Annotated in this window: 14 protein-coding genes; 9 read left to right on the forward strand and 5 right to left on the reverse strand. The window is 58.8% G+C overall.

What is annotated here, in order from left to right:
- Positions 1 to 78 precede the first annotated feature (78 nt).
- Positions 79 to 846 (reverse strand): DUF1295 domain-containing protein, encoded by a 768-nt coding sequence (locus tag INF32_RS01530; protein ID WP_226386656.1) that lies wholly within the window; start codon positions 844 to 846, stop codon positions 79 to 81.
- A gap of 396 nt (positions 847 to 1,242) precedes the next feature.
- Between INF32_RS01530 and INF32_RS01535 the strand changes: the two genes are divergently transcribed.
- The 6 genes from INF32_RS01535 (at position 1,243) to cydB (ending at position 10,293) form a co-directional block, all read left to right on the forward strand.
- Positions 1,243 to 2,397 carry an efflux RND transporter periplasmic adaptor subunit gene (locus tag INF32_RS01535; protein ID WP_394368324.1) on the forward strand — a complete coding sequence of 385 codons (1,155 nt, stop codon included), beginning with the start codon at positions 1,243 to 1,245 and terminating at the stop codon, positions 2,395 to 2,397.
- A 55-nt stretch (positions 2,398 to 2,452) separates the two neighbouring features.
- Entirely contained in the window at positions 2,453 to 5,629 is a 3,177-nt protein-coding gene (locus tag INF32_RS01540; RefSeq protein ID WP_226386658.1) for an efflux RND transporter permease subunit, read from the forward strand.
- Between the two features lie 30 nt (positions 5,630 to 5,659).
- Positions 5,660 to 7,150, forward strand: a complete 1,491-nt coding sequence (locus tag INF32_RS01545; RefSeq protein ID WP_226386659.1) for a TolC family protein — start codon at positions 5,660 to 5,662, stop codon at positions 7,148 to 7,150.
- Positions 7,151 to 7,271: 121 nt separating this feature from the next.
- The gene (locus tag INF32_RS01550; protein ID WP_226386660.1) at positions 7,272 to 7,487 is read left to right on the forward strand and encodes a DUF4492 domain-containing protein; all 216 of its coding nucleotides are present in this window, start codon (positions 7,272 to 7,274) and stop codon (positions 7,485 to 7,487) included.
- Positions 7,488 to 7,493: 6 nt separating this feature from the next.
- Positions 7,494 to 9,125, forward strand: a complete 1,632-nt coding sequence (locus tag INF32_RS01555; RefSeq protein ID WP_394368311.1) for a cytochrome ubiquinol oxidase subunit I — start codon at positions 7,494 to 7,496, stop codon at positions 9,123 to 9,125.
- Positions 9,126 to 9,138: 13 nt separating this feature from the next.
- Positions 9,139 to 10,293 carry a cytochrome d ubiquinol oxidase subunit II gene (gene cydB / locus INF32_RS01560; protein WP_226388079.1) on the forward strand — a complete coding sequence of 385 codons (1,155 nt, stop codon included), beginning with the start codon at positions 9,139 to 9,141 and terminating at the stop codon, positions 10,291 to 10,293.
- Between the two features lie 75 nt (positions 10,294 to 10,368).
- On the opposite strand, the gene INF32_RS01565 is transcribed toward cydB, so the two are convergent.
- A complete protein-coding gene (locus INF32_RS01565; protein WP_226386661.1) occupies positions 10,369 to 12,306 on the reverse strand; it encodes a glycoside hydrolase family 127 protein in 1,938 nt (645 codons plus the stop codon).
- A gap of 248 nt (positions 12,307 to 12,554) precedes the next feature.
- On the opposite strand from INF32_RS01565, the gene INF32_RS01570 reads away from it, so the two are divergent.
- Together INF32_RS01570 and INF32_RS01575 are read left to right on the forward strand one after the other, a co-directional pair.
- Positions 12,555 to 14,135 (forward strand): bifunctional GNAT family N-acetyltransferase/carbon-nitrogen hydrolase family protein, encoded by a 1,581-nt coding sequence (locus tag INF32_RS01570; protein ID WP_226386662.1) that lies wholly within the window; start codon positions 12,555 to 12,557, stop codon positions 14,133 to 14,135.
- Positions 14,135 to 14,638: a prolyl-tRNA synthetase associated domain-containing protein gene (locus INF32_RS01575; protein ID WP_226386663.1), complete on the forward strand. Its 504-nt coding sequence runs from the start codon at positions 14,135 to 14,137 to the stop codon at positions 14,636 to 14,638. Before INF32_RS01570 ends, INF32_RS01575 begins: the two co-directional genes overlap by 1 nt.
- A gap of 83 nt (positions 14,639 to 14,721) precedes the next feature.
- Here INF32_RS01575 and INF32_RS01580 read toward each other — a convergent pair whose 3' ends face one another.
- The 3 genes from INF32_RS01580 to INF32_RS01590 form a co-directional block, all read right to left on the reverse strand.
- Positions 14,722 to 16,272, reverse strand: coding sequence for a sulfatase family protein (locus INF32_RS01580; RefSeq protein ID WP_226386664.1), 1,551 nt, complete (start codon positions 16,270 to 16,272; stop codon positions 14,722 to 14,724).
- The gene (locus INF32_RS01585; RefSeq protein ID WP_226386665.1) at positions 16,269 to 17,483 is read right to left on the reverse strand and encodes a glycoside hydrolase family 88 protein; all 1,215 of its coding nucleotides are present in this window, start codon (positions 17,481 to 17,483) and stop codon (positions 16,269 to 16,271) included. The genes INF32_RS01580 and INF32_RS01585 overlap by 4 nt, the downstream gene beginning before the upstream one ends.
- Before the next feature lie 136 nt (positions 17,484 to 17,619).
- Complete coding sequence (locus tag INF32_RS01590; RefSeq protein ID WP_226386666.1) at positions 17,620 to 18,267, reverse strand: carbohydrate-binding family 9-like protein; 648 nt, start codon at positions 18,265 to 18,267, stop codon at positions 17,620 to 17,622.
- 177 nt (positions 18,268 to 18,444) lie between these two features.
- Between INF32_RS01590 and INF32_RS01595 the strand changes: the two genes are divergently transcribed.
- Entirely contained in the window at positions 18,445 to 22,530 is a 4,086-nt protein-coding gene (locus INF32_RS01595; RefSeq protein WP_394368312.1) for a hybrid sensor histidine kinase/response regulator transcription factor, read from the forward strand.
- Positions 22,531 to 22,564: the final 34 nt, after the last annotated feature.

The raw sequence follows: 22,564 nt of genomic DNA on the forward strand, positions 1-22,564 counted from the left end.
TTTGCCTGCCGGCCGTACCGGTCAGGATTGACGTATTTGTATGATCGTGGCGGACGTATCCGGCCCCGTTTTTTTATTTTAATATATATAAGGTATCACCCGTTTCAGTTTTTTCCCGCGCATCTCTTCTCCGAACATCTCTCCGTAACGGTGCCAGATGGTGTTGGCCCGGGGAACGAGGTTGGCGAACGTCCATACGGCGAAGGCCGTTCCCGCCAGCGACCAGGTCAGAACGGCGAATCCAGTCCATTCGACGATCTCTCCGAAATAGTTGGCCGAGGTGACGTAGCGGAAAAATCCGCCGCGGGGCAGGTAGTGGTTCCTGTCGCCCGGCTTTCTCAGGTGGCGGATGACATGGTCGGAGTGGAGGTTGATCGCCATGCCTGCGAAAAAGAGTAGGGTGCCGGCGAGGAATTGGGGCGAACCGAGCCATGAAAGCGGGTAGGCCTCCTCCGGTGAGAAATAGAATATCCATCCGCCCTGCATACAGGCATTCAGTACGTTGAACACCACGCCCATCGTGACGATGCCCAGGGGCATGGGGCTCGGCGTGCGGATCAGCAGCGGATAGACGAAGGCCCGGTTCAGGTAATGGAGCTGGAACAGCCCGAAAAAGACGAGCCGCACCGCATCGTCCCGGCGGTCGGAGAACCACCACAGCAGCGTCATGGCCACGAAAACGGGCGCTTCCATCACGATCCATCCCACCCGGTTGTCGATCTTCGGTCCCCAGCGCCCGTCGCGCAACATGCCGTATCCTGCCTTGACGAAGTAAAGCGCCACGAAAACGACCGCGGCGAGGGCGATCATGATCCAGAGAAAGAGTTCGAATTGTCCGGTTGTCATCGGTTTGCGTTTTTGGGGTCCGCCGGAGCGGAAAAACGACACAAGATAGAAAATTTTTCCGGGTTTTCTCCCTTCCGATGCTTTCTGGGGAGGGCGGACGGGGCGTTTCTGAAAAAAGTACAGAAAACTTTCAATTTTTTTTGAAAAATATATTATCCGACGACCTTTTTGGCATATATTTGGAAACCAGTGTGTTTTGAAGACCGGTTTTCGGAAAACTTTCAGTACGTTCCGGGTACCGCCGGATGTAAAAGAGTATTTATCTGCGAAATAAATACTAAATTTGCCCGTTCAAAAGAGTGAATGTAACGTTCAAGATCAAATAGTATGAGTAGAAGAGTTTTAAGCAAACGGAACGGAAACGTGCGGGGAGTGACAGGTTCGCTCGCCCGTGTGATGGTTTTATCTTCGATGGCGCTGGCCGCGGTCTCCTGCGGTGGGAACCAGCGGGGAATGGGCATGGGCGGTGTGAAAGCCTATGCGGTACAGACGCTGGAGCCCACTTCGGTGAGTCTGAACACCTCCTATCCTGCCTCCATTCAGGGTATGCAGGACGTGGAGATTCGTCCCCAGGTGAGCGGTTACATCACCAAGCTGTGTGTGGATGAAGGTGCGGTGGTGAAAAAAGGGCAGGCGCTCTTTCTGATCGACAAGGTGCAGTATGAGGCTGCCGTGCGCTCTGCCGAGGCTGCCGTGAAGATGTCCGAAGCTGCTGTGGCTACTTCGAAACTGACGCTGAACAACAAACAGGACCTGTATAACAAGAATATCATTTCGGAATATGATCTTTTGACCGCCCAGAACAATCTGCGCACGGCCGAGGCTCAGCTGGCCCAGGCAAAGGCCCAGTTGATTTCCGCCCGTCAGAATCTGGAGTTCACGACCGTGGCCAGTCCTTCGGCCGGTGTGGTGGGAACGATCCCCTACCGGGTGGGAGCGCTGGTGAGCGCTTCGTCGGCACAGCCGCTGACCACGGTATCGGATATCTCCAAGATGTACGTTTACTTCTCGATGACCGAGAAAGACCTGCTCAAGTTCGTGCGGAACGGCGGTACGGTGAAGGAGTTGCTCGCCGCGATGCCCGAGGTGCAGCTCAAGCTGGTCGACGGTTCGATCTATCCCGCCAAGGGACGTGTCGAGACGCTGAGCGGCGTGATCGACAAGAGCACGGGTGCCGCTTCGATCCGGGCCACTTTCCCCAACGACAAGAATATCCTGCGTAGCGGCGGAACGGGTAACGTGTTGGTTCCCATGCAGATGGATTCGGTTCTGACGGTGCCCCAGAAAGCCACTTTCGAATTGCAGGACAAGAAGTTCGTGTATGTGGTGACCGACAGCGCCACCGTGTCTACGCGTGAGATTCAGATATCTCCGGTTGACAACGGTGCGGAATATGTGGTGACGGGCGGTCTGAATCCCGGTGAAAAGATCGTGGTTGAAGGTGTGGTTTCGCTGCGCGAGGGCATGAAGATTCAGCCTGTGGAGAAAGGTGCAGCCGCCGCTGTGCAGCCTGCCGCAGAGGCCGGGAAAGCAGGGGAGGCCGCCGAATAGGGCGTACTGTTCCGTTGAACGGTATGATCGGTAAAATAATTACAGAAAGAGAATTATGAGATTAGATAAATTTATTAACCGTCCCGTCCTTTCGACGGTTATCTCCGTGATAATCGTCATACTGGGTATTTTGGGCCTCGTATCGTTGCCTGTCATGCAGTATCCGGACATTGCGCCTCCGACGGTGCAGGTGTCCACGACCTATACCGGTGCCGATGCGCAAACCGTGCTGAACTCCGTGATCGCCCCTCTGGAGGAGGAGATCAACGGTGTGGAGGACATGGATTACATGACTTCGACGGCCACCAATACTGGTAGTGCCACCATTACGGTCTATTTCAAGCAGGGAACCGACCCCGACATGGCGGCGGTGAACGTGCAGAACCGTGTGGCGAAAGCACAGAACCTGCTGCCTGCCGAGGTGACGAAGGTGGGTGTGATCACCTCCAAGCGTCAGACCAGTATGTTGCTCGGTTTCTCTATTTACAGTTCCGACGACAAGTACGATACACAGTTCATCGAGAATTATGCCTCCATCAACCTCGTGCCGATCATCAAGCGTGTGAACGGCGTGGGCGACGTGATGGTGATGGGTTCCGACTATTCGATGCGTATCTGGCTCAAGCCGGACGTGATGGCCCAGTACAACCTGATGCCGACCGATGTGATCGCTGCCCTTTCGGAGCAGAATATCGAGGCCGCTCCCGGTCAGTTCGGCGAACAGGGCAACCAGTCGTTCCAGTACGTGATGAAATACCGGGGACGCCTCCAGTCCGAACAGGAGTTCGAGGATATCGTGATCCGGGCCACTCCGGACGGCGAGGTACTTCGCCTGAAGGACATCGCCACGCTGGAGCTGGGACGTCTGACTTATGGCTTCAATAACATTATCAATGGCCATGACGGTGTGACCTGTATGATCTTCCAGACGGCCGGGTCGAACGCCACGGAGATCGTGGCCGACATCAAGGTTCAGCTCGAGGAGATTCAGAGGCAGCTGCCTCCCGGTATAAAGATCGAGATCATGATGGATACCACGGACTTCCTCTTCGCGTCGATCCACGAAGTACTCAAGACGCTGATCGAGGCCTTCATTCTGGTGTTCCTCGTGGTGTATATCTTCCTGCAGGATTTCCGTTCCACGCTGATTCCGACCATTGCCATTCCTGTGTCTTTGATCGGCACTTTCTTCCTGCTCTACATTATCGGGTTCAGTGTCAACCTGCTGACTCTGTGCGCTCTGATCCTTGCGATTGCGATCGTGGTCGACGACGCCATCGTGGTGGTCGAAGGAGTACACGCCAAACTGGACCAGGGTTACACTTCGGCCAGAAAGGCTTCGATCGACGCCATGAGCGAACTTTCGGGCGCCATCCTCTCCATCACGATGGTGATGATGGCCGTATTCATCCCGGTGAGCTTCATGTCCGGTACGTCGGGTACCTTCTACCGTCAGTTCGGTCTGACGATGGCCTTCGCCATCGGTATTTCGGCGCTGAACGCCCTGACGCTGACCCCCGCGCTGTGTGCCGTGCTGTTGAAACCGCACCAGAAAGGAACCGGAAAGAAACCCTCGCTGATAGACCGTTTCCATACGTCGTTCAATGCGGCTTATGAAACGACCCTGAAGAAGTACAAGAACGGCGTGCTTTTCTTCATCCATCACCGCTGGATGTCGTTCGGAACGGTGGCTCTGAGTATCGTGGTGCTGATGCTGTTCATGAAGTTCACCCCGACCGGTCTGGTGCCGAACGAGGATACGGGTACGATCTTCGCTGTGGTGGACCTTCCGCCTGCAACGTCGCAGGAACGAACGAATGCGATTATGAAACAGGTGGACAGCCTGGTGGGATCGCATCCCGCCATGCAGAGCCGCACCACGATCACGGGATACAGTTTCCTGGCCGGACAGGGCAGCAACTACGGTACGATCATCGGAAGGCTCAAACCGTTCGAAGAGCGCGAGGGCGAGGGAATGGACGTGAACTCGGTGGTGGGCATGCTCTACATGCAGGCCATGCACTCGATCAAGGATGCGCGGGTACTGCTCTTCTCGCCCCCGATGATTCCCGGTTACAGTATCACCAACGGTTTCGAGTTCAACCTTCAGGACCGTACGGGCGGCAGCCTGGACGACTTCTTCGAGGTGGCGAACAATTTCCTCGCCGCTTTGCAGGCACGTCCCGAAATCGCGTCGGCACAGACTTCGTTCAACCCGACCTTCCCGCAATACATGGTGGACATCGACGCCGCCAAGTGTAAGCAGGCGGGACTCAGTCCGAGCGACATTCTGACCACGCTGCAGGGTTACTACGGCGGTATCTATGCGTCGAACTTCAACCGTTTCGGTAAGCTCTACCGTGTGATGATCCAGGCCGATCCCGCGTTCCGTATCAACCCCGAGACGCTCAACAGCATCAAGGTGCGCAACGGCAGCGAGATGGCGCCGATCACCCAGTTCGTGACCCTGCGCAAGGTGTACGGTCCGGACAATATCAACCGGTTCAACCTGTTCACCTCCATGAAAGTGAACGGTGCGCCGGCCGACGGCTACTCTTCGGGCGAGGCGATCGCCGCGATCGAGGAGGTGGCCCGCGAAACGCTGCCGTTCGGATACAGTTACGAATATTCGGGCATGACCCGTGAGGAGCAGAGCACCGGTACGAGTACGACGGCGATCATCTTCGTCCTCTGTCTCGTGTTCGTGTACCTGTTGCTGAGCGCCCAGTACGAAAGTTACATTCTGCCGCTGGCCGTGATTCTTTCCATTCCGTTCGGTCTGGTGGGCAGCTTCCTCTTCGCCCGGATGATGGGGCTGGAGAACAATATCTACCTCCAGATCTCGCTGATCATGCTGATGGGTCTGCTTGCCAAGAACGCCATCCTGATCGTGGAGTTCGCGCTCGACCGGCGCAAGATGGGAATGACCCTTTCGTGGGCGGCCATGCTGGGTGCGGCAGCCCGTCTGCGGCCTATCCTGATGACCTCGCTGGCCATGGTGGTCGGACTGTTGCCGCTGATGTTCGCCAAAGGCGTGGGTGCCAACGGTAACAGCACGCTGGGTGCCGGAGCCGTGGGCGGTATGTTGATCGGTATGATCTGCCAGATCTTCATCGTGCCCACCCTGTTCGTGGCCTTCCAGTATCTGCAGGAGCGGGTGAAACCGATTCAGTGGAACGATCCCGATTCGAGCGAGGTGGATGCCGAGTTCAAGGGTTATGTCGAAGAGTAACAGTAACAAACGATGAAAAAGATTATGGGAATGAAAAGATATGCGGGGGTGACGGCCGTGTTGGCCGTGACCGTGGTGCTGAGCGGCTGTAACATCTACCGGCCCTACAAGCGCCCCGACATGAAGGTGCAGGGGCTCTACCGCGATACCGTTTCGGTGAACGACACCCTGCGCGGCGATACGACGAACATGGGCAATCTGCCCTGGCAGGAGGTTTTCACCGACGCCAAGTTGCAGAAACTGATTCAGCAGGGGCTCGATAACAACATTGATCTGCAGACGGCCATCCTGCGCGTGAAGGAAGCGCAGGCCCAGTTGACCTCGGCCCGTTCGGCGTTTGCCCCGGGCTTCTCGCTGGCCCCCAGCGGAACGGTGGCGAGCTTCGACAAGAGGAAGGCCACGTGGACGTACCAACTGCCTCTGTCGGCCAGTTGGGAGGTGGACCTTTTCGGCAAACTGCTGAACTCGAAACGGGGGGCCAAGGCCGCCCTGCTGCAGAGCGAAGCCGGGCGCCAGGGTGTCCGGACGCAGGTGATCGCCACGGTCGCCAATCTCTATTACACGCTGCTGATGCTCGACCGCCAGCTCTCGATCAGCGAGGAGACGGCCGAGAACCTGAAGCTCACGGTGGAGATGATGAAATCGCTCAAGTCGGCCGGTATGACCAACGAAGCGGGCGTTGTACAGGCCGAGGCCAACTACTTCTCGGTGGTGGCTTCCCTCTCCGATCTGAAGCAGAGTATCCGGGAGACGGAGAACTCTTTCTCGATCCTGCTCGGCCAGACGCCGCAGGCGATCGACCGCGGCACGATCGAAGAACAGCGGCTGCCCGACCGGTTGGCTGCGGGGATTCCCGTCCAGCTGCTGTCGAACCGTCCGGACGTGAAACAGGCCGAAATGGCGTTGGCTACGGCTTATGCCAATACCAATGTGGCCCGTGCTTCGTTCTACCCCGGACTTTCGTTGACGGGAGCTTTCGGATGGACCAACGATGCCGGTTCGATGGTAATCAATCCCGGTAAGATGATCGCCACGGCTACCGCGTCGCTCGTGCAGCCTCTTTTCGCCAAGGGCGCCAACCGGGCACGGCTCAATGTGGCCAAAGCCCAGCAGGAGGAGGCCCGTCTGGCGTTCCAGTATGCGCTGCTGAATGCCGGTTCGGAGGTCAGCAATGCCCTCTACCAGTACAAGACGGCGGACGACAAGGGCGTATGGCGCGATCAGCAGATATCCTCGCTGGAGAAGTCGGTGGACTATACCAAGGAGTTGATGCAGATCGGATCGGCCACCTACCTGGAGGTGATTACGGCCCAGCAGTCGCTTTTGAGTGCACAGCTTTCGGGTGTGCAGGACGATTATCAGCGGATGGAGGCGGTGGTGAACCTCTACCATGCGCTGGGCGGCGGCCGCGGTGAAAATACGCTGCGCGAGAAGGATATGAAGGTGTACGATTCCGTCTATGAAAAGGCTACGCGCCAAACCCGGGCGGATCGGAAAAAAGCCGCGAAGGAGATACGGTAATTTTTCGGAGGACCTATTTATGCCAAAAGAGGACGGGCGGAAGTTTTTCCGCTCCGTCCTCTTTCTTTGGCTTTGTTTGTGTTGAAAAAGTTTCTATTTTTGGACAAAACAGACAGACGACATGGCACAGGAAAATGTCATAGTCCGGGTGTATCGCTTCTACCGGGACGGTTTCCGGGGAATGACCCTCGGACGCACGCTTTGGGCCGTGATTCTGCTGAAACTCTTCATCATGTTCGCCGTGCTGAAACTCTTTTTTTTCCCCGACGTGCTGGGGCATTTCACGCCCGAGGAGCGCAGCGATTACGTGCTGGAGCAATTAACCACTAAACCGTAACGAGCAATGATGCTATCTGCTGCCGACTGGATGAGCGTGGTGGACTGGTCGCGGGCCCAATTCGCCATGACGGCCATCTACCATTGGCTTTTCGTGCCCCTTACGCTGGGGCTGGGCTTTATCGTCGCCATCATGGAGACGATCTATTACCGCACGGGCGACGAATTTTGGAAACGGACGACCAAGTTCTGGATGCGGCTTTTCGGAGTGAACTTCGCTATCGGCGTGGCTACGGGGATCATCCTCGAGTTCGAGTTCGGGACCAACTGGTCCAACTACTCCCATTTCGTCGGCGATATTTTCGGGGCGCCGCTGGCCATCGAAGGAATCATGGCCTTCTTTCTGGAGAGCACCTTCATCGCCGTGATGTTCTTCGGCTGGAACAAGGTGTCGAAAGGGTTCCACCTGACGGCTACGTGGCTGACGGCCGTGGGGGCCAGCCTTTCGGCGCTCTGGATTCTGGTGGCCAACGCCTGGATGCAGTATCCGGTGGGCATGACTTTCAATGTGGAGACGGCCCGCAACGAGATGACCTCGTTCTGGGACGTGCTCTTTTCACCGGTGGCGATGAACAAGTTTTTCCATACGGTCACTTCGAGCTATATGCTGGCGGCCGTTTTCGTGGTGGGAATCAGCGCGTGGTTCCTGCTCCGGGGCCGTGAACGGCAGATGGCCCGGCGGAGCATGGCGGTGGCTTCGGTGTTCGGGCTCGTTTTCGCACTGGTCGCTGCGGCCACGGGCGACGGGTCGGGCGTGCAGATCGCCCGCACGCAACCCATGAAGCTGGCGGCCATGGAGGCGCTCTACCACGGACAGAAAGGGGCCCCGCTGACGGTGATCAGCGTTCTGAAACCCGAAGCGGAGCGTGCCGCGGAAGAGAAGGCGGGGTGGTTGAACATCGAAATTCCCCGCATGCTTTCGTTGATGAGTTACCGTGATGTGGATGCCTATGTGGCCGGGATCAACGATTTGGTGAACGGCAATCCGGAGCGAGGTATGATCTCCACGCAGGAGAAGATCGAACGGGGCCGAGTGGCCATCGGCGAACTGGCCCGTTACCGCCAGGCGAAACAGGCGGGCGACCGCGAAGCGATGCGGGAGGTGCTGGCCAAGTTCGACCCGCAGACGCCGGAGGGAAAGGCGTTCCACAAAGAGTATTTCCGCTATTTCGGTTATGGTTACCTCTCCTCGCCCGACGAGGTGGTGCCCAACGTACCGCTGGTCTATTACAGTTTCCGCGTGATGGTGGGGGCCGGGGTTTTCTTCATCCTTTCGTTCCTCTTCACGCTGTGGCTGCTGAAGAAGGGGCGTATCGAATCCCGGCGCTGGTGGCTGTGGGTGTTGCTGTGGTCGATTCCGCTGGCTTATGTCGCCTCGCAGGCGGGGTGGATCGTGGCGGAACTCGGGCGCCAGCCGTGGACTATCCAGGACCTGCTGCCCACGGTGGCGGCCGTGTCGAGGATCGACTCCACGTCGGTGATGGTGACCTTCTTCCTTTTCGTGGCCCTCTTCACTACGCTGCTGGTCGCCGAGGTCATGATTATGAGACGGCAGATACTCAACGGTCCCGAAGACCTTTCGCCGGAGGCCGGAACCGCGACCTCATCGGCCGGGGATAAAACGAATGCGAACGAATAAGAGCGAACACGTTATGGATACCTATGTGCTTTTACAACATTACTGGTGGTTTCTGATCTCCCTGCTGGGCGGCCTGCTGGTCTTCCTGCTCTTTGTGCAGGGAGGGCAGGGCATGCTCTACACGGTGGGAAAGAGCGGTATGGAACGGGATATGATCGTCAATGCGCTGGGACGCAAGTGGGAGACCACCTTCACCACGCTGGTCACCTTTGGGGGCGCCTTTTTCGCCTCGTTCCCGCTCTTTTACAGCACCAGTTTCGGCGGTGCGTTCTACGTGTGGATGCTGATCCTGCTCGTCTTCGTCATCCAGGCCGTGGCCTACGAGTTCCGCCGCAAGGCCGACAATTTCCTCGGGGAAAAGACTTACGAATGGTTTCTGATGATAAACGGCGTGTTGGGTGCCCTGCTTTTGGGCGTGGCTGTGGGCACGCTCTTTACGGGGGCCAATTTCACGGTGAACCGGCTCAATCTGGCAAACGTGGGTGGCGATACCACTATTTCGCAGTGGACGACCCCGTGGAGGGGGCTGGACGCACTGGCCGACTACCGCAACTGGGCGTTGGGGCTGGCCGTGCTCTTCCTGTCGAGGGTCCTGGGGGCGCAGTATTTTCTCAATACGATTGACGACAAGTCGATCCGTACCCGTTCGCGCCGTCAGCTCTGGTTCAACGGGGTCCCGTTTGTCCTCTGCTTCCTGCTTTTTCTGGTGAGCATCCTGCTTTCAGACGGGTGGGCGGTCGATCCGGCTACGGGAACGATCTCTGTGGAGCCCTATAAATACTGGCACAATCTGCTGGCGATGCCGCTCCTTTTCGCGGCGCTCACGGCGGGAGTACTGGCCGTACTGACCGGAATCGTGCGCGATCTGCGGAAAGAGAGCAGTACGCAGGGAATTTGGTGGAGCGGGTCCGGGACGGTGGTGACGGTCGTGTGCCTTTTCCTGCTGGCCGGATATAACGATACCGCCTACTATCCTTCGCTGTCCGACATGCAGAGTTCGCTTACGATCTACAACAGTTCGTCGAGCGAGTTTACCTTGACGGCCATGAGTATCGTTTCGGTGCTGATTCCGTTCGTGGTGGCCTATATCTGGTATGCATGGCGGGCGATGAACCGCAGGAAGATCACCCGCGAGGAGATCGCCTCGGCGGACGAGCATCTGTATTGACCTTCTGCGTAAAACAGTCGGAGCGGAACCCCGAAAAGGGTTCCGCTCCGACTGTTTTACGTAGAGGTAAGGGGATCACTCTTCCGGCGCCGTGCCCAATGGCCAGTAGAGGGTGTATCGTTCGAAGTGGATGCGGTAGAAGGGTTCGATCGAGACCTGCCCGTAGCCGGGGGCGTCGATACCGAACGTAAGCGGACGTTCGCTCCGGCGGACGATATGCCGCAGGGGCGGCTCTCCGGCCGGAAGGACACTCCGGTCGGGAACGGGGATTTTGTTGTGCGCGATGTTGTCGATGCCGGCCCAGAAGGAGGCGGGCAGATTTTCGGTACCCATGCGTCCGGCCAGCACGTAGGGGCCGTAAAGAAGGGCGGCGTAGCGGTCGGAACCGGGCAGCGGTTCGGTGCGCAGTTGCAGAGGGAAGTCGATTTCGATCGTGTTTTCCTTTTTCCAACGTGTCTCGATCTCCCAGTAACCGTTGCGGCCGACCGTCGGGGTGACGGTCCGGCCGTTGACCCGGATAGCGGCCTTTTCCCCCCAGCCGGGACGCCGTACGAGCAGCCGGACGTCCCGGCTGTCTCCGGGACGGAACCGGAGAACGACCCGTCCCGATTCGGGCATCGAAGCCTGTTGTTCGAGCCGCATGCCCTGATCTTTCCATTCGAGGGTGGCGGGTACGAAGAGATTGACCATCGGGTCGTCTCCCTGCCGGGTGAATACGAAGCGGGTGAGTTTGGCGGGTGTCTCCAGTCCGGACTGGTTGCAGCACCAGAAGGAGCCCTCCTCGGAGCCGTAGATACGGTAGTGGGCCGGCCGCATGGGTGTGAAATAGCAGCACATGCCCCTCTGCGGATCGTAGGCCGGAAGAATGTGGTTGAGCAGCACCCGTTCGTAGAAATCGGCCATGCGGGCCGTAGGCGTGTAGGCGAACAGGGCTTCGGTCAGACGCATCATGTTGGCCGAATTGCAGGTTTCGGGACCGCCGCCCGAAAGCATCTTCTTTTCGAACTCTCCGACGGGGAAGAAAAATTCGCCGGCACTGTTGCCGCCGATCACCCACGAATGTCGGCCGGTGACGATCTCCCAGAAGGCGCGGGCCGCCCGGTCGAACCGTTCGTCGCCCGTGAAGGCATAGTAGCGTTCGAAACCGATGAATTTGGGTATCTGGGTATTGGCATGCCAGCCCAGCAGAATGTCCCGGTTTTGCGAGAGAGGTTCCCACATGGCCCGATCGTGGAGCCTGCGTCCCCATTCCAGGTAGCGTTTGTCTCCCGTGAGTGCGTAGGTTTCCACATAGGAGAGGTTGATCGAGCCGTGTTCGCAAATGAGCAGGCGTTGCAATTGGTCGTCGTCGAGGCGGTCGATCACTTCCCGGCCGAACCAGTCGGCCAGTCCGGTAAGCAGGGTGAGGGCCCGTTCCTCGCCGCAGGTGACATAGGCGATGGCCAGTCCGCGCATTGTCTTGTCGATCAGGTAGAGAGGGGCCCACGAACCGTTGACGGTGGGGTTGTCCGTTTTGATTTTTCCTGCGGCCACATCGCGGAACAGGGCCCTTCCGTTGCGGATGCCCATGATGTATCCGTCGCCTCCGGCCCGGCGGCAGGTGTCGAGTTCGGCCAGCGTGTAGCGCAGGCGTTCGAGCAGAAGGGGATTGCCGGTGGTGCGGTACATCAGGGCCAGTCCGGAGAGGTAGTAGCCTACGAAACCGCCCCGCAGGGGGCCTGCGCCCCACACGTTGCACGACTCCCAGCCTCCGTAGGGTCTGGCTTTCGGGACGAGACCCGCCTCTGTGCGCACGAAGTGGAGCAGGGAGTCGGGCTGGAGCCGGAGCAGGTATCTTTCGCCTTGCCGCTGCAGGTCGAGCAGGGGGCCTTCGTTCAGCCGGACCGTGCCGGGGATGAAGTAGGAGACGGCGGGCGTTACGGTCGGGGAGACCTTTTCGCCCTGGCCGGAAGCCGTTGCCCGGAGTGCACAGAGGCAGCCCAGGACGATCATCAGGTGTCGGGTAAGTGTCATAGTATAACGGTTGTTTTTCGGTTTTTTTCAAAGATAGGGGGTCTGCCGGGGTTGTGCAAATCGCTTGCTTTTTATTTAAGGTGTTTATTGTCAGTGTTGTAAGTGAATAGTTTCCGGTTTTTGCCCCGATTGTTCTATCTTTTGGTTAAAACCGGCGATAAATTTCCGGTCTCCGGGCGGTTCGGAGGACCGGGCGGGACAATTTATGCCGAAATGTTGTAAATTTGCAGCCGTTAAACGACGGAATCATGGAATATCCTTTGAAAATCAACAAAGTCCAGATACGTAATCTCCAGATGGAGGATTACGAGGAACTTTCTCAGTCTTTCACGCGGGTGTACTCCGACGGTTCGGACGTGTTCTGGACCCGCAAGCAGATCGCCAAACTGCTGCGTATCTTCCCCGAGGGGCAGATCGTGGTGGTGGTGGACGACAAGATCGTGGGGTGCGCCCTTTCGATCATCGTGGATTACGATCTGGTGAAGAACGACCACACGTACGACAAGGTGACCGGACACGAAACCTTCGATACGCACAATCCGAACGGGAACATTCTTTACGGAATCGAGGTCTTCATCCATCCCGACTACCGGGGGCTGAGGCTGGGACGGCGGATGTACGATTACCGCAAAGAGATATGCGAGAGCCTCAATCTGAAGGCGATCATGTTCGGCGGCCGGATTCCGAACTACCACAAGTATGCCGACAAGATGCGCCCCAAGGAGTATATCCAGAAGGTGAAGATGAAGGAGATTTTCGATCCGGTGCTTACATTCCAGCTGTCGAACGACTTCCATGTGCGCAAGGTGATGACCAACTATCTGCCCAACGACGAGGAGTCGAAGCACTACGCCACGCTGCTCCAGTGGGACAACATCTACTACACGCCCCCCACGCAGGAGTACATCACCCCGAAGACCTCCGTACGCGTGGGGCTCGTGCAGTGGCAGATGCGCAATTACCGCGACGTGGACGAACTGTTCGAACAGGTCGAATTCTTCGTGGACGCCGTGTCGGGGTACAAGAGCGATTTCATCCTTTTCCCGGAGTATTTCAATGCGCCGCTGATGGCCGGTTTCAACGACAAGGACGAGTCGGAGGCGATCCGGGAGCTGTCGAAATACACGCTGGGCATCCGCGACCGTTTCATCAATCTGGCGATCAGCTACAATATCAACATCATTACGGGCAGCATGCCCTACATCAAGAAGGACGGCCTGCTCTACAACGTGGGGTTCCTCTGCCGCCGGGACGGCAGTTACGAGACCTACGAGAAGATCCATGTCACGCCGGACGAGATCAAGAGCTGGGGGCTGTCGCCCGGCCGGACGATCCGCACGTTCGACACCGACTGCGCGAAGATCGGCGTGCAGATCTGCTACGACGTGGAGTTTCCCGAACTCTCCCGCATCATGGCCGAGCAGGGAATGCAGATTCTCTTCGTACCTTTCCTGACCGATACGCAGAACGCCTATTCGCGCGTGAGGGTGTGTGCCCATGCCCGGGCCATCGAGAACGAGTGTTTCGTGGTGATTGCGGGCAGCGTGGGCAACCTGCCCCGGGTGCATAACATGGATATCCAGTATGCACAGTCCGGGGTCTTCACGCCGTGCGACTTTGCTTTCCCCACCGACGGCAAACGGGCCGAGGCCACGCCCAATACGGAGATGATCCTCGTTTCGGACGTCGACCTCGACCTGTTGAGCGAACTGCATACCTACGGCAGCGTGCGCAACCTGAAAGACCGTCGCAGCGATCTGTACGATGTGAAACTCAAACGGTCCTACTCGGCGGAGGATGAAGACGAGGACCTGAAACAGGACCGGTGATGGAAGAGACAGTGGATCGCAAACGGGTCGTTTACGACTACCTCGACCGGGCGGGTATCCGGTACACGTATTACGATCATCCGGAGGCGCCGACGGTCGAGATCGCCCGGCAGTACTGGCACCGCGACGGATCGCGTCATTGCAAGAATCTTTTTTTCCGGAACCACAAGGGAAACAGGCACTATCTGGTAGTGTTCGACGCCGACCGGAGCCTGGCCATTCACGATCTGGAGCGCCGGCTGAGGCAGGGAAAACTGTCGTTCGCCTCCGAGCAGCGCTTGGAGCGTTACCTGGGCCTGAGGCCCGGCTCGGTGTCTCCTTTCGGACTGATCAACGACACGGAAAACCACGTGCACCTGTTTTTGGACAAAAATCTGGAACGGGAGGAGAGCCTCAGTTTTCATCCGAACGACAATACGGCTACCGTGGTGATCGCCCGGGAGGAATTTCTCCGGTTCCTGAACGGGTGCGGAAACAGCTACGAATTCGTCGAACTGTACTGATTGCGGTTTATTGACGATGAAAAGGGAGGAGGCACCTGTCTAACGGGTGCCTCCTCCCTTTTTTATTCCGTATGCCTGCGGAATTACCGGTATGGCAGCAGGTCGGACAGTATCCGGTCCCGGTACCACGGGTCGCCGACCGTTTCCAGTTCGGCGGCCAGGCGTGCGAGCAGCCGTTCGGTGAGGGCAGGGTCTTCCGAAAGGGGAATATTCCGCAACTGGTAGGGGTCTTTCCGGTCGTCGAAAAGCAAGGCATGGTCGAGTTGCAGGGTTTCGGGATCGAGGTAGAGGGCCAGCGTGTGGGATTCGGTCTTCAGACCGCGTGCCACGGGCAGGTAGTCGCGTACCAGCCCGGCGGAGTCGGTCTTTCCGTCGATATTCTTGATATAGAGCGCCGCATCGGGGCGGACGGGACCGCGGGTCGTATCGGCCAGGAACAGGGACGAAAAGTCTCGGCCCTGGACGGCGGCGGGAATCCGGTCGCCCAGTCCGCTCAGGCCCAGCAGGGTGGGCATGATGTCGGGCGAGGAGAGCAGCAGATCGTCCACGCGCGGGGCGATCCGGCCCGGCCAGCGCACGAGGAAGGGTACGTTCATCGACTCGGCGTAGGGCGAATTCTTGGGGTCGTCCGTGCCCTGGCTGCACATTGTCTCCCCGTGGTCGGAGGTGAAGACGACGATCGTGTTGTCGTCCAGTCCCAGTTCGTGCAGGGTGGCCAGAATGCGTCCGAATTCGCGGTCGACACCCGTTACCGAAGAGAAGTAGTAGCGGGCCGATTCGGCCTTCTCCATGCGGGGATCGGCATTGGGGCGTATCAGGAGACTGTCGAGCGGGATGTCCCTGTACAGGTCGAAATCCTGCTCCATGCAGTCGTCCAGTGAACGGTAGGGGCTGTGGGGCGGATTCATACCGATCATCAGAAAAAACGGCTTGTCGCCGCTGCGCTCCCCGTGTTCGTTGCGCAGATAGGCGATCGCCCGGTCGGCTTCGTGACGGGGCGACCATTCGCGGATTTCGTGGCGGCGGCCTTCGGTGTCCCAGTAGTGGGGCCGTTTGTGTACGTCGAATGTGCCGTAGGAGTACCAGTAGTTGAACCCGTGGCGCCGTTCGGCCGGGGTGTAGGCGTCCCAGGCGGGAATCCGGTCCTCCACGTAATGTCCGGGACGCTGGGGATCGTTCGGCCTGGGGAAGTCGGCGTGCAGTTTGCCGATGTAGGCGCAGTCGTATCCCGCGCCGCTGAATACATCGCTGACGGTGACGGCGTCTTCCTTCAGCGAGGAGATCGGCCGCGAGGAGTTGCAGTTGAGCGGAATCCCGCTTTCGTGGGGATACATGCCCGTGAGGAGCATGCCCCGGTGAGGGCTGCTCAGCGGACAGTTGCTCTGGGCCGAGGTGAGTACGAGCGCCTGCCGGGCGAACGAGTCGAGGATAGGGGTGTGGACCGGATCGGGCCGGAAGTCCACCCGGTCGCGGAAGCCCTCTTCGCCCCAGAAAGCCATGGCGTGGTTGCGCATCTGGTCGGGGAAGAGGTAGATCACGTTGGGTCCGGCGGTCTCCTGCAGGCCGGACCCGCAACCCGGAAGGGCGGCTGCAGCGCAGCCGCCCAGCACGAAGGGCAGGATACGGCGTTTCATCCTAATTTCCCGTTTTTCTCCAGTTCGCGTTTGCGCAGGAGCGCTTCCAGATAGTAATAGTCCGCGTAGTTCAGCGGCACGTCGATCTCCTGCCCGTGGGGAATGCTGCCTACTGAGTGCATCAGGATGAAATTGTTGTTCGTTCCTACGGGAGCCCGGTAGGCAGGCGAGGAGAGGTTTTCCACGATTTTGTCGGCGGTCTCCTTGTAGCCCTTGTCCGGTACGTAGGTGCTCAGTTCATAGAGGGCCGAGGCGGTGCAGGCTGCCGCCGAGGCATCGCGCGGTTCGTTGGGGATGCCGGGTGCGTCGTAGTCCCAGTAGGGAACCAGATCGGCGGGCAGGTTCTTGTCGTTGAAAATGAATCCGGCGACCTTTTCGGCCTGTTTCAGATAGCGTTCGTCTTTCGTGTAGCGGTAGCAGAGGGTGTACCCGTAGAGAGACCATGCCTGTCCTCGGGCCCATGCCGATTCGTCGGCATATCCCTGGGCAGTCTGGCGTGCCCGTACGGCCCCCGTTTCGGGATCGTAGTCTACCACGTGGTAGCAGCTGTTGTCGGGCCGGAAGTGGTTGGCCATCGTCGTGTTGGCATGGTCGACGGCAATGTTCCACAGCGTGGAGTCGCCCGAGAGCCGCGAGGCTTCGAAAAGCAGTTCGAGGTTCATCATGTTGTCGATGATGACCGGGCATTTCCATCCGCGTTCGGCCTGCCAGCCCCGGTCCACGTTCCACGACTGGATGGTGCGGGCTCCCGGACGGTAACGGGTGGCCAGCGAACGGGCCGCCTGCACGATCACATCCTTATAGGCCGGTACGGAATCGGTGCGGTAGCCGTTCAGGTAACTGCACCCGATCATGAAGCCTACGTCGTGGTGCCACGTGAGGTATTGCACCGAATCGAGGGCTTCGGTGTACTTTTTGGCCAGCGGCAGCCATTTCGGATCGTCCGTGAGTCGGTAGATGTACCACATGGTGCCCGGGAAGAAGCCGCTCGTCCAGTCGTCGATCGGCACGTAACTGATGCTGCCGTCGGGTAGGGTGGTGCGGGGATTGAGCACGTGTCCCGACTGTTCGATCAGGTCGGTCTGCAGGGTGAGCTGCTGCGCCGCATGGGCTACGTTCTCTTCGATAAAGTCCCCTTTGTCGGCGGAGGGAGAACCGCATCCGGCAGCCAGAAGTACCGACAGACCGAGAAGTTTTGAGAGTCCCTTCATAGTGTGTACAGGTTGATTTTGAAGATTGCTGAGATTTTTTTCCGAGTACGAAAGTAGGCACGGCGACCTGTTCCGGGGGGATAAAATCGTACATTAATCGTCCAAAATCATCTGAACCGCCTTTTTATGCGGAATTTCAGCCGAAGATCATCTCTCCGAACCACTCCGGGCGATGGAAGTCGGGTTGCGGAGTACGGATCGGGTTCCATGAAAGGAAATGGGGGCGGGGCAGTTCGTCTCCGCACTTGTAGAAATTTCCTCGCATCGTGTCGCCCGGTTTCGGAGCGAGCGTATGCCGGGAAAAGAGTCCGTAGGGAACCGAAAGGGCCACTTCCCACGCACCTTGTGCCGGGCGGGTTTCGAAGGGGGTGCGCCCGAGCGAGGCGTAGCGGTCTGCGGCGCGGAGTTCTCCGGCCGGAATGCGGACGCGGTCGTGGCGTCCGGTCCCTACGCCCAGCAGCAGGGTGCCGATGCAGTTGCACTCGATATTGTAATAGGGCCCGTCAGGGGTGGGCTGCAGGAAAAATTCGACGCAGGAATCGGTCCATACCGATCCGTTGTCCTCTCCGTACCGGGCCCGCAGGTCGGGTTCCCCGACCCGGAAATGGAGGCAGAAGCCTTCCGGGGTGTAGGCGATGCGGAAAGCGGCCTGCGGACGGAAAGGGTATTCAGCCCAGTTGGCCGAGGCGATCGGGTGCCAGGACAGCCGGGACGTGTCCATGACTTCCGGCAGTTCGGCGGCCGGAATGCCGGCCGGCAGGGGGGGGACGAAAAGCGGTTTCATCGTAGTCTCAGTTTTCGGGGTAAGATAGTGTTTTTTTCGGGGAAAACCTCGCCTGTTCCGGGAAACCGGGCGGGGAAAACAGCGGAAAACGATACGGTTCGTGTACTAAAAATGGTCTCCGGACGGTTTATTTTTACATAATAATGGTATATTTGTTATATAAGATATGTTTTCCCTATGCCGAAATCGCTGAAAAGACTATCGCTGAAAAGGCTGTTGCCGGTATGGTTCGCGGCGGTGGCCGTCCTGCCGCTCTCCGCCCGGAACATCACGTTCCGGCACCTGACTCCGGACAACGGATTGTCGCAGGTGTCGGTCAATGCGCTCTACATCGACGCGCGCGGTTTCGTGTGGATCGGTACGAGGGAAGGGCTCAACCTTTACAACGGGAACGACATCAGAACGTTCCGCCTCGACAAGAACGACCCGAAGAGTCTGTTCTGCAACAACGTGTTGAGGATCACCGGCGATAACGAGGGCAATATCTATCTGCTCTGTACCGACGGGGTCGCCCGGTTGGACCTTCACCGGGACGAGTTCACGACCCTGTACGAGGGAAGCGTGTCGGCCATCTGTTACGACAGCGTGCTGTACGTGGCACGGGGTGGCAGGATAGATAGTTACGACCCCGCGGCGGGGACTTTCGAGCCGTGGTACACCTTGCCGGGGGGCGCACAGGGGAAAATCACGGCCCTGTACCGCGATCCGGAGGGTGTGATGTGGATCGGCACCGAACGGCAGGGTATTTTTTCACTGGACCGGGACGGGAGGCCGGACCATCCGGTGCGGGAGGGTAACGTGATCGGTTTTTACCGCGATTCGAAAGAGAATGTCTGGGTGGGAACCTGGGAGCACGGCCTTTGGCGGCGCGATGCGGAGGGGCGCTGGAGCAATCTGCGGAGCGGCCGGGGAGAGGGGAAGGGCCTGCTGTCCGATTTCGTGAGGAGCGTGTGCGAGGACAATCAGGGAAATATATGGATCGGAACCTTTTTGGGGTTGAACCGGCTCGACGTACGCACGGGGAAAATGGACGCCTTCGTGGCCGACGGGCGTCCGGGCAGTCTGAGCCACTCTTCGGTGTGGTGTCTGCTCAAGGACCCGCAGGGGACGATCTGGGCGGGCACCTATTTCGGAGGAGTGAACTATTTCAATCCCGAGTATGAGATCTATACGCGGTACGGTGTGTCGGAAACGCCCGGTGAGGGGCTCAGCTCCCCCATCGTGGGCAAGATGATCGAAGACGACCGGGGACGGCTCTGGATCTGTACGGAAGGGGGCGGGGTGAACGTACTCGACCGGGAGACGGGGCGTTTCACATGGTACCGTCACGGGCCCGGCGGCATTTCGCACAACAATGTCAAGGCGATCTTGTACGATCGGGAACGCGGTGCGATGTGGTTCGGCACCCATCTGGGCGGTCTGAACCGGCTCGATCCGGCGACGGGCCGTTTCACGGTCTACCGGCACCGGGAGGGCGATCCCGCGACGCTGCCGTCGGATATCGTGAGGGACATCGTGCCGTGGGGGAGGAGCCTGGTGGTGGCCACTGCGGATGGGGTGTGCCTGTTCGACCCTGCGACGGGCCGTGCGGACCGTCTGTTCGGTGATACGGAAGAGGGCCGGACGATCGGCACCGTGGCCGATCTGCATATAGACGACCGGGGGACGCTCTGGATCGCGGCGACCGGCGAGGGTTTGTTTTCCTACCGGTTCGACACGCGGGAACTGAAAGCCTACCGTCACGATCCGGATGATCCGAACAGCTTGAGCAGCAACAATATCAACAGCATCGTGCAGGACCGAAAGGGAAACCTCTGGCTGGCGACTTCGGGCACGGGGCTCGACCGTTACCGCTACGGGAGCGACGATTTCGAGAATTACGACGCCCGGCATAACGGACTCTCCAGCGACTGCGTGTACGACGTGCGCGACTCCCCGACCGGACGGCTGCTGGTGGCGACCAACGAGGGGCTGTCCCGCTTCGATCCCGTGACAGGCCGTTTCGAGAATTACAACCACAGGAACGGCTTCCCGCTTTCGGCTGTGAACGAGAACGCCATTTGCCTGACGCGTGACGGACAGATATTCCTGGGAGGCACGCAGGGCATGGTGTCGTTCAACGAAACGTCGCTCAGTTTCACACCCAAACCCTACCGCATCGTGCCCAGCCGGCTGACGGTCAACGGCAGGCCCGTGAAAGCGGGCGACGGGACGGGGATTCTGGACTATTCGCTCTGTTACAGTCAGGGAATTACGCTCCGAAGCCGGCATACCATTTTCAGTGTCGAATTCGCCACGTCGAATTTCGTTCCCGCCAACCGGGACGAGATCGTGTACAAGCTGGAAGGTTTTTCGGAGGACTGGAACCCTGCGCGGGGACAGCATACGATCACCTACTCGAATCTGAATCCCGGCGATTATACGCTTATCATCCGGAGTGCCAAAGACTCCGGGGCCAACACCCCCGAGGCACGGCTGGCGATCCGGGTGCTGCCGCCCTTCTACCGTACGGTGTGGGCCTGCCTTTTCTATCTGGCGGCTGCGGGGGCGCTTCTCTGGTTTCTGATCCGGACTTACAAGGGGCGTATCCGGCTGCAGGAGTCGCTGCGCTACGAACAGCAGCATATCCGTGACGTGGAGGAACTGAACCAGTCGAAGCTGCGTTTCTTCACCAACATCTCGCACGAATTCCGCACGCCGCTGACGCTGATTATCGGTCAGGTGGAGATGCTGCTGCAGGTGCAGTCGTTCACGCCGACCATTTACAACAAGATATTGCGTATCTACAAGAACAGCCTGCAACTGAAGGAGCTGGTGGGCGAGCTGCTCGATTTCCGCAAGCAGGATCAGGGACACATGAAGATACGGGTCGGGGAGCACGATCTGGTGGCATTCCTGTATGAGAATTTTCTGATTTTCATGGAGTATGCCGGCTACCGGCATCTGAATCTGCTGTTCGACAGGGGCGTGGATAAACTCGCGGTATGGTACGATCCGGTGCAAATGCAGAAGGTGGTCAATAACCTGATATCGAATGCGATGAAACATACGCCCCGCGACGGGACGATTACCGTGCACGTGTGGCGGGGGGACGATCGGGCCTTCTTCTCGGTGAGCGATACGGGCCGGGGGATCGCGCCGGAGGATGCGGACCATATTTTCGACCGTTTCTACCAGATGCGCCATCCCGATTCGGTGGCCGCGCAGGGCACGGGTATCGGTTTGGCTTTGAGCAAAGGAATCGTGGAGCTGCACGGGGGAACGATCGGCGTGGATAGCGAACCGGGGCGGGGAAGCACCTTCACCGTGTCGCTGCCGCTGGGCAACGCCCATTTCTCCGGGGAGCAGATCGTCCGGGAGACGGCGGAGTGTCCGGAAGCGGAGGATGCGGCCCCGGAAAAGGCTTTCCTGCGCGAAAAGGAGGAGATGGACGAAGGGGTTTACGACCGGATCAGGGGGGCACGTATCCTGATCGTGGAGGACAATGAACAGTTGAGGGAGATGCTCGTCCGGCTGTTCGAACCCTTCTACGAGGTGGATACCGCTTCGGACGGGGAGCAGGGTTGGGCGCTGGTGCTCTCACGGGAACCTCAGATCGTCCTTTCGGATGTGGTGATGCCCAGACTTTCGGGAACGGAGCTTTGCAAGCGAATCAAAACGGACGTCAATACATGTCATATTCCGGTGGTGCTTCTGACGGCGCGGACGGCCGTGGAACACAATATCGAGGGATTGCGGATCGGGGCGGACGACTACATCACCAAGCCGTTCAACGTAGGGCTGCTGCTTTCGCGCTGCAACAACCTGGTGAACAACCGGATGGTGCTCCGGGAAAAATTCAGCCGGCAGCCCGACCGCTCGCCGCGCATGCTGGCTACCAATCCGGTCGACAAGCAGCTGATGGACCGGGCGATGTCGATCATCGAACGGTATATGGACGATCCGGAATTCAACGTCGGCACCTTCGCCCGCGAAATGGGGATGGCCCGCACGAATCTGTTCGCCAAAATAAAGGGCATCACCGGTTCGACGCCCAACGAGTTCGTTTCGACGATCCGTCTGCGCAGGGCTGCGTCGCTGCTGAGGAACAATCCGGAACTGAACGTCTCGGAGATTGCCGACTGCACGGGCTTCAGCTCGGCCCGCTATTTCAGCAAGTGTTTCAAGGCCCTGTTCCATGTGAGTCCGCTCTCTTACCGGAAGGGACTTTCGGAGGACCCCGAAGCGGACGGGGACGACGGGGCGGCGGAAGGAAAAGAATGATACATAAGGGATCGGAATCCCGGTTAACGAAAAA

The sequence above is a fragment of the Gallalistipes aquisgranensis genome, from assembly GCF_014982715.1.
Taxonomy (GTDB): Bacteria; Bacteroidota; Bacteroidia; order Bacteroidales; family Rikenellaceae; genus Gallalistipes; species Gallalistipes aquisgranensis.

Excerpts from the sequence above, each read along its gene's own strand:
- INF32_RS01530 (WP_226386656.1), bottom strand. The coding sequence starts at position 846 with ATGACAACCGGACAATTCGAACTCTTTCTCTGGATCATGATCGCCCTC.
- INF32_RS01535 (WP_394368324.1), top strand. The coding sequence starts at position 1,243 with ATGGTTTTATCTTCGATGGCGCTGGCCGCGGTCTCCTGCGGTGGGAAC.
- INF32_RS01540 (WP_226386658.1), top strand. The coding sequence starts at position 2,453 with ATGAGATTAGATAAATTTATTAACCGTCCCGTCCTTTCGACGGTTATC.
- INF32_RS01545 (WP_226386659.1), top strand. The coding sequence starts at position 5,660 with ATGAAAAGATATGCGGGGGTGACGGCCGTGTTGGCCGTGACCGTGGTG.
- INF32_RS01550 (WP_226386660.1), top strand. The coding sequence starts at position 7,272 with ATGGCACAGGAAAATGTCATAGTCCGGGTGTATCGCTTCTACCGGGAC.
- INF32_RS01555 (WP_394368311.1), top strand. The coding sequence starts at position 7,494 with ATGATGCTATCTGCTGCCGACTGGATGAGCGTGGTGGACTGGTCGCGG.
- cydB (WP_226388079.1), top strand. The coding sequence starts at position 9,139 with ATGGATACCTATGTGCTTTTACAACATTACTGGTGGTTTCTGATCTCC.
- INF32_RS01565 (WP_226386661.1), bottom strand. The coding sequence starts at position 12,306 with ATGACACTTACCCGACACCTGATGATCGTCCTGGGCTGCCTCTGTGCA.
- INF32_RS01570 (WP_226386662.1), top strand. The coding sequence starts at position 12,555 with ATGGAATATCCTTTGAAAATCAACAAAGTCCAGATACGTAATCTCCAG.
- INF32_RS01575 (WP_226386663.1), top strand. The coding sequence starts at position 14,135 with ATGGAAGAGACAGTGGATCGCAAACGGGTCGTTTACGACTACCTCGAC.
- INF32_RS01580 (WP_226386664.1), bottom strand. The coding sequence starts at position 16,272 with ATGAAACGCCGTATCCTGCCCTTCGTGCTGGGCGGCTGCGCTGCAGCC.
- INF32_RS01585 (WP_226386665.1), bottom strand. The coding sequence starts at position 17,483 with ATGAAGGGACTCTCAAAACTTCTCGGTCTGTCGGTACTTCTGGCTGCC.
- INF32_RS01590 (WP_226386666.1), bottom strand. The coding sequence starts at position 18,267 with ATGAAACCGCTTTTCGTCCCCCCCCTGCCGGCCGGCATTCCGGCCGCC.
- INF32_RS01595 (WP_394368312.1), top strand. The coding sequence starts at position 18,445 with ATGCCGAAATCGCTGAAAAGACTATCGCTGAAAAGGCTGTTGCCGGTA.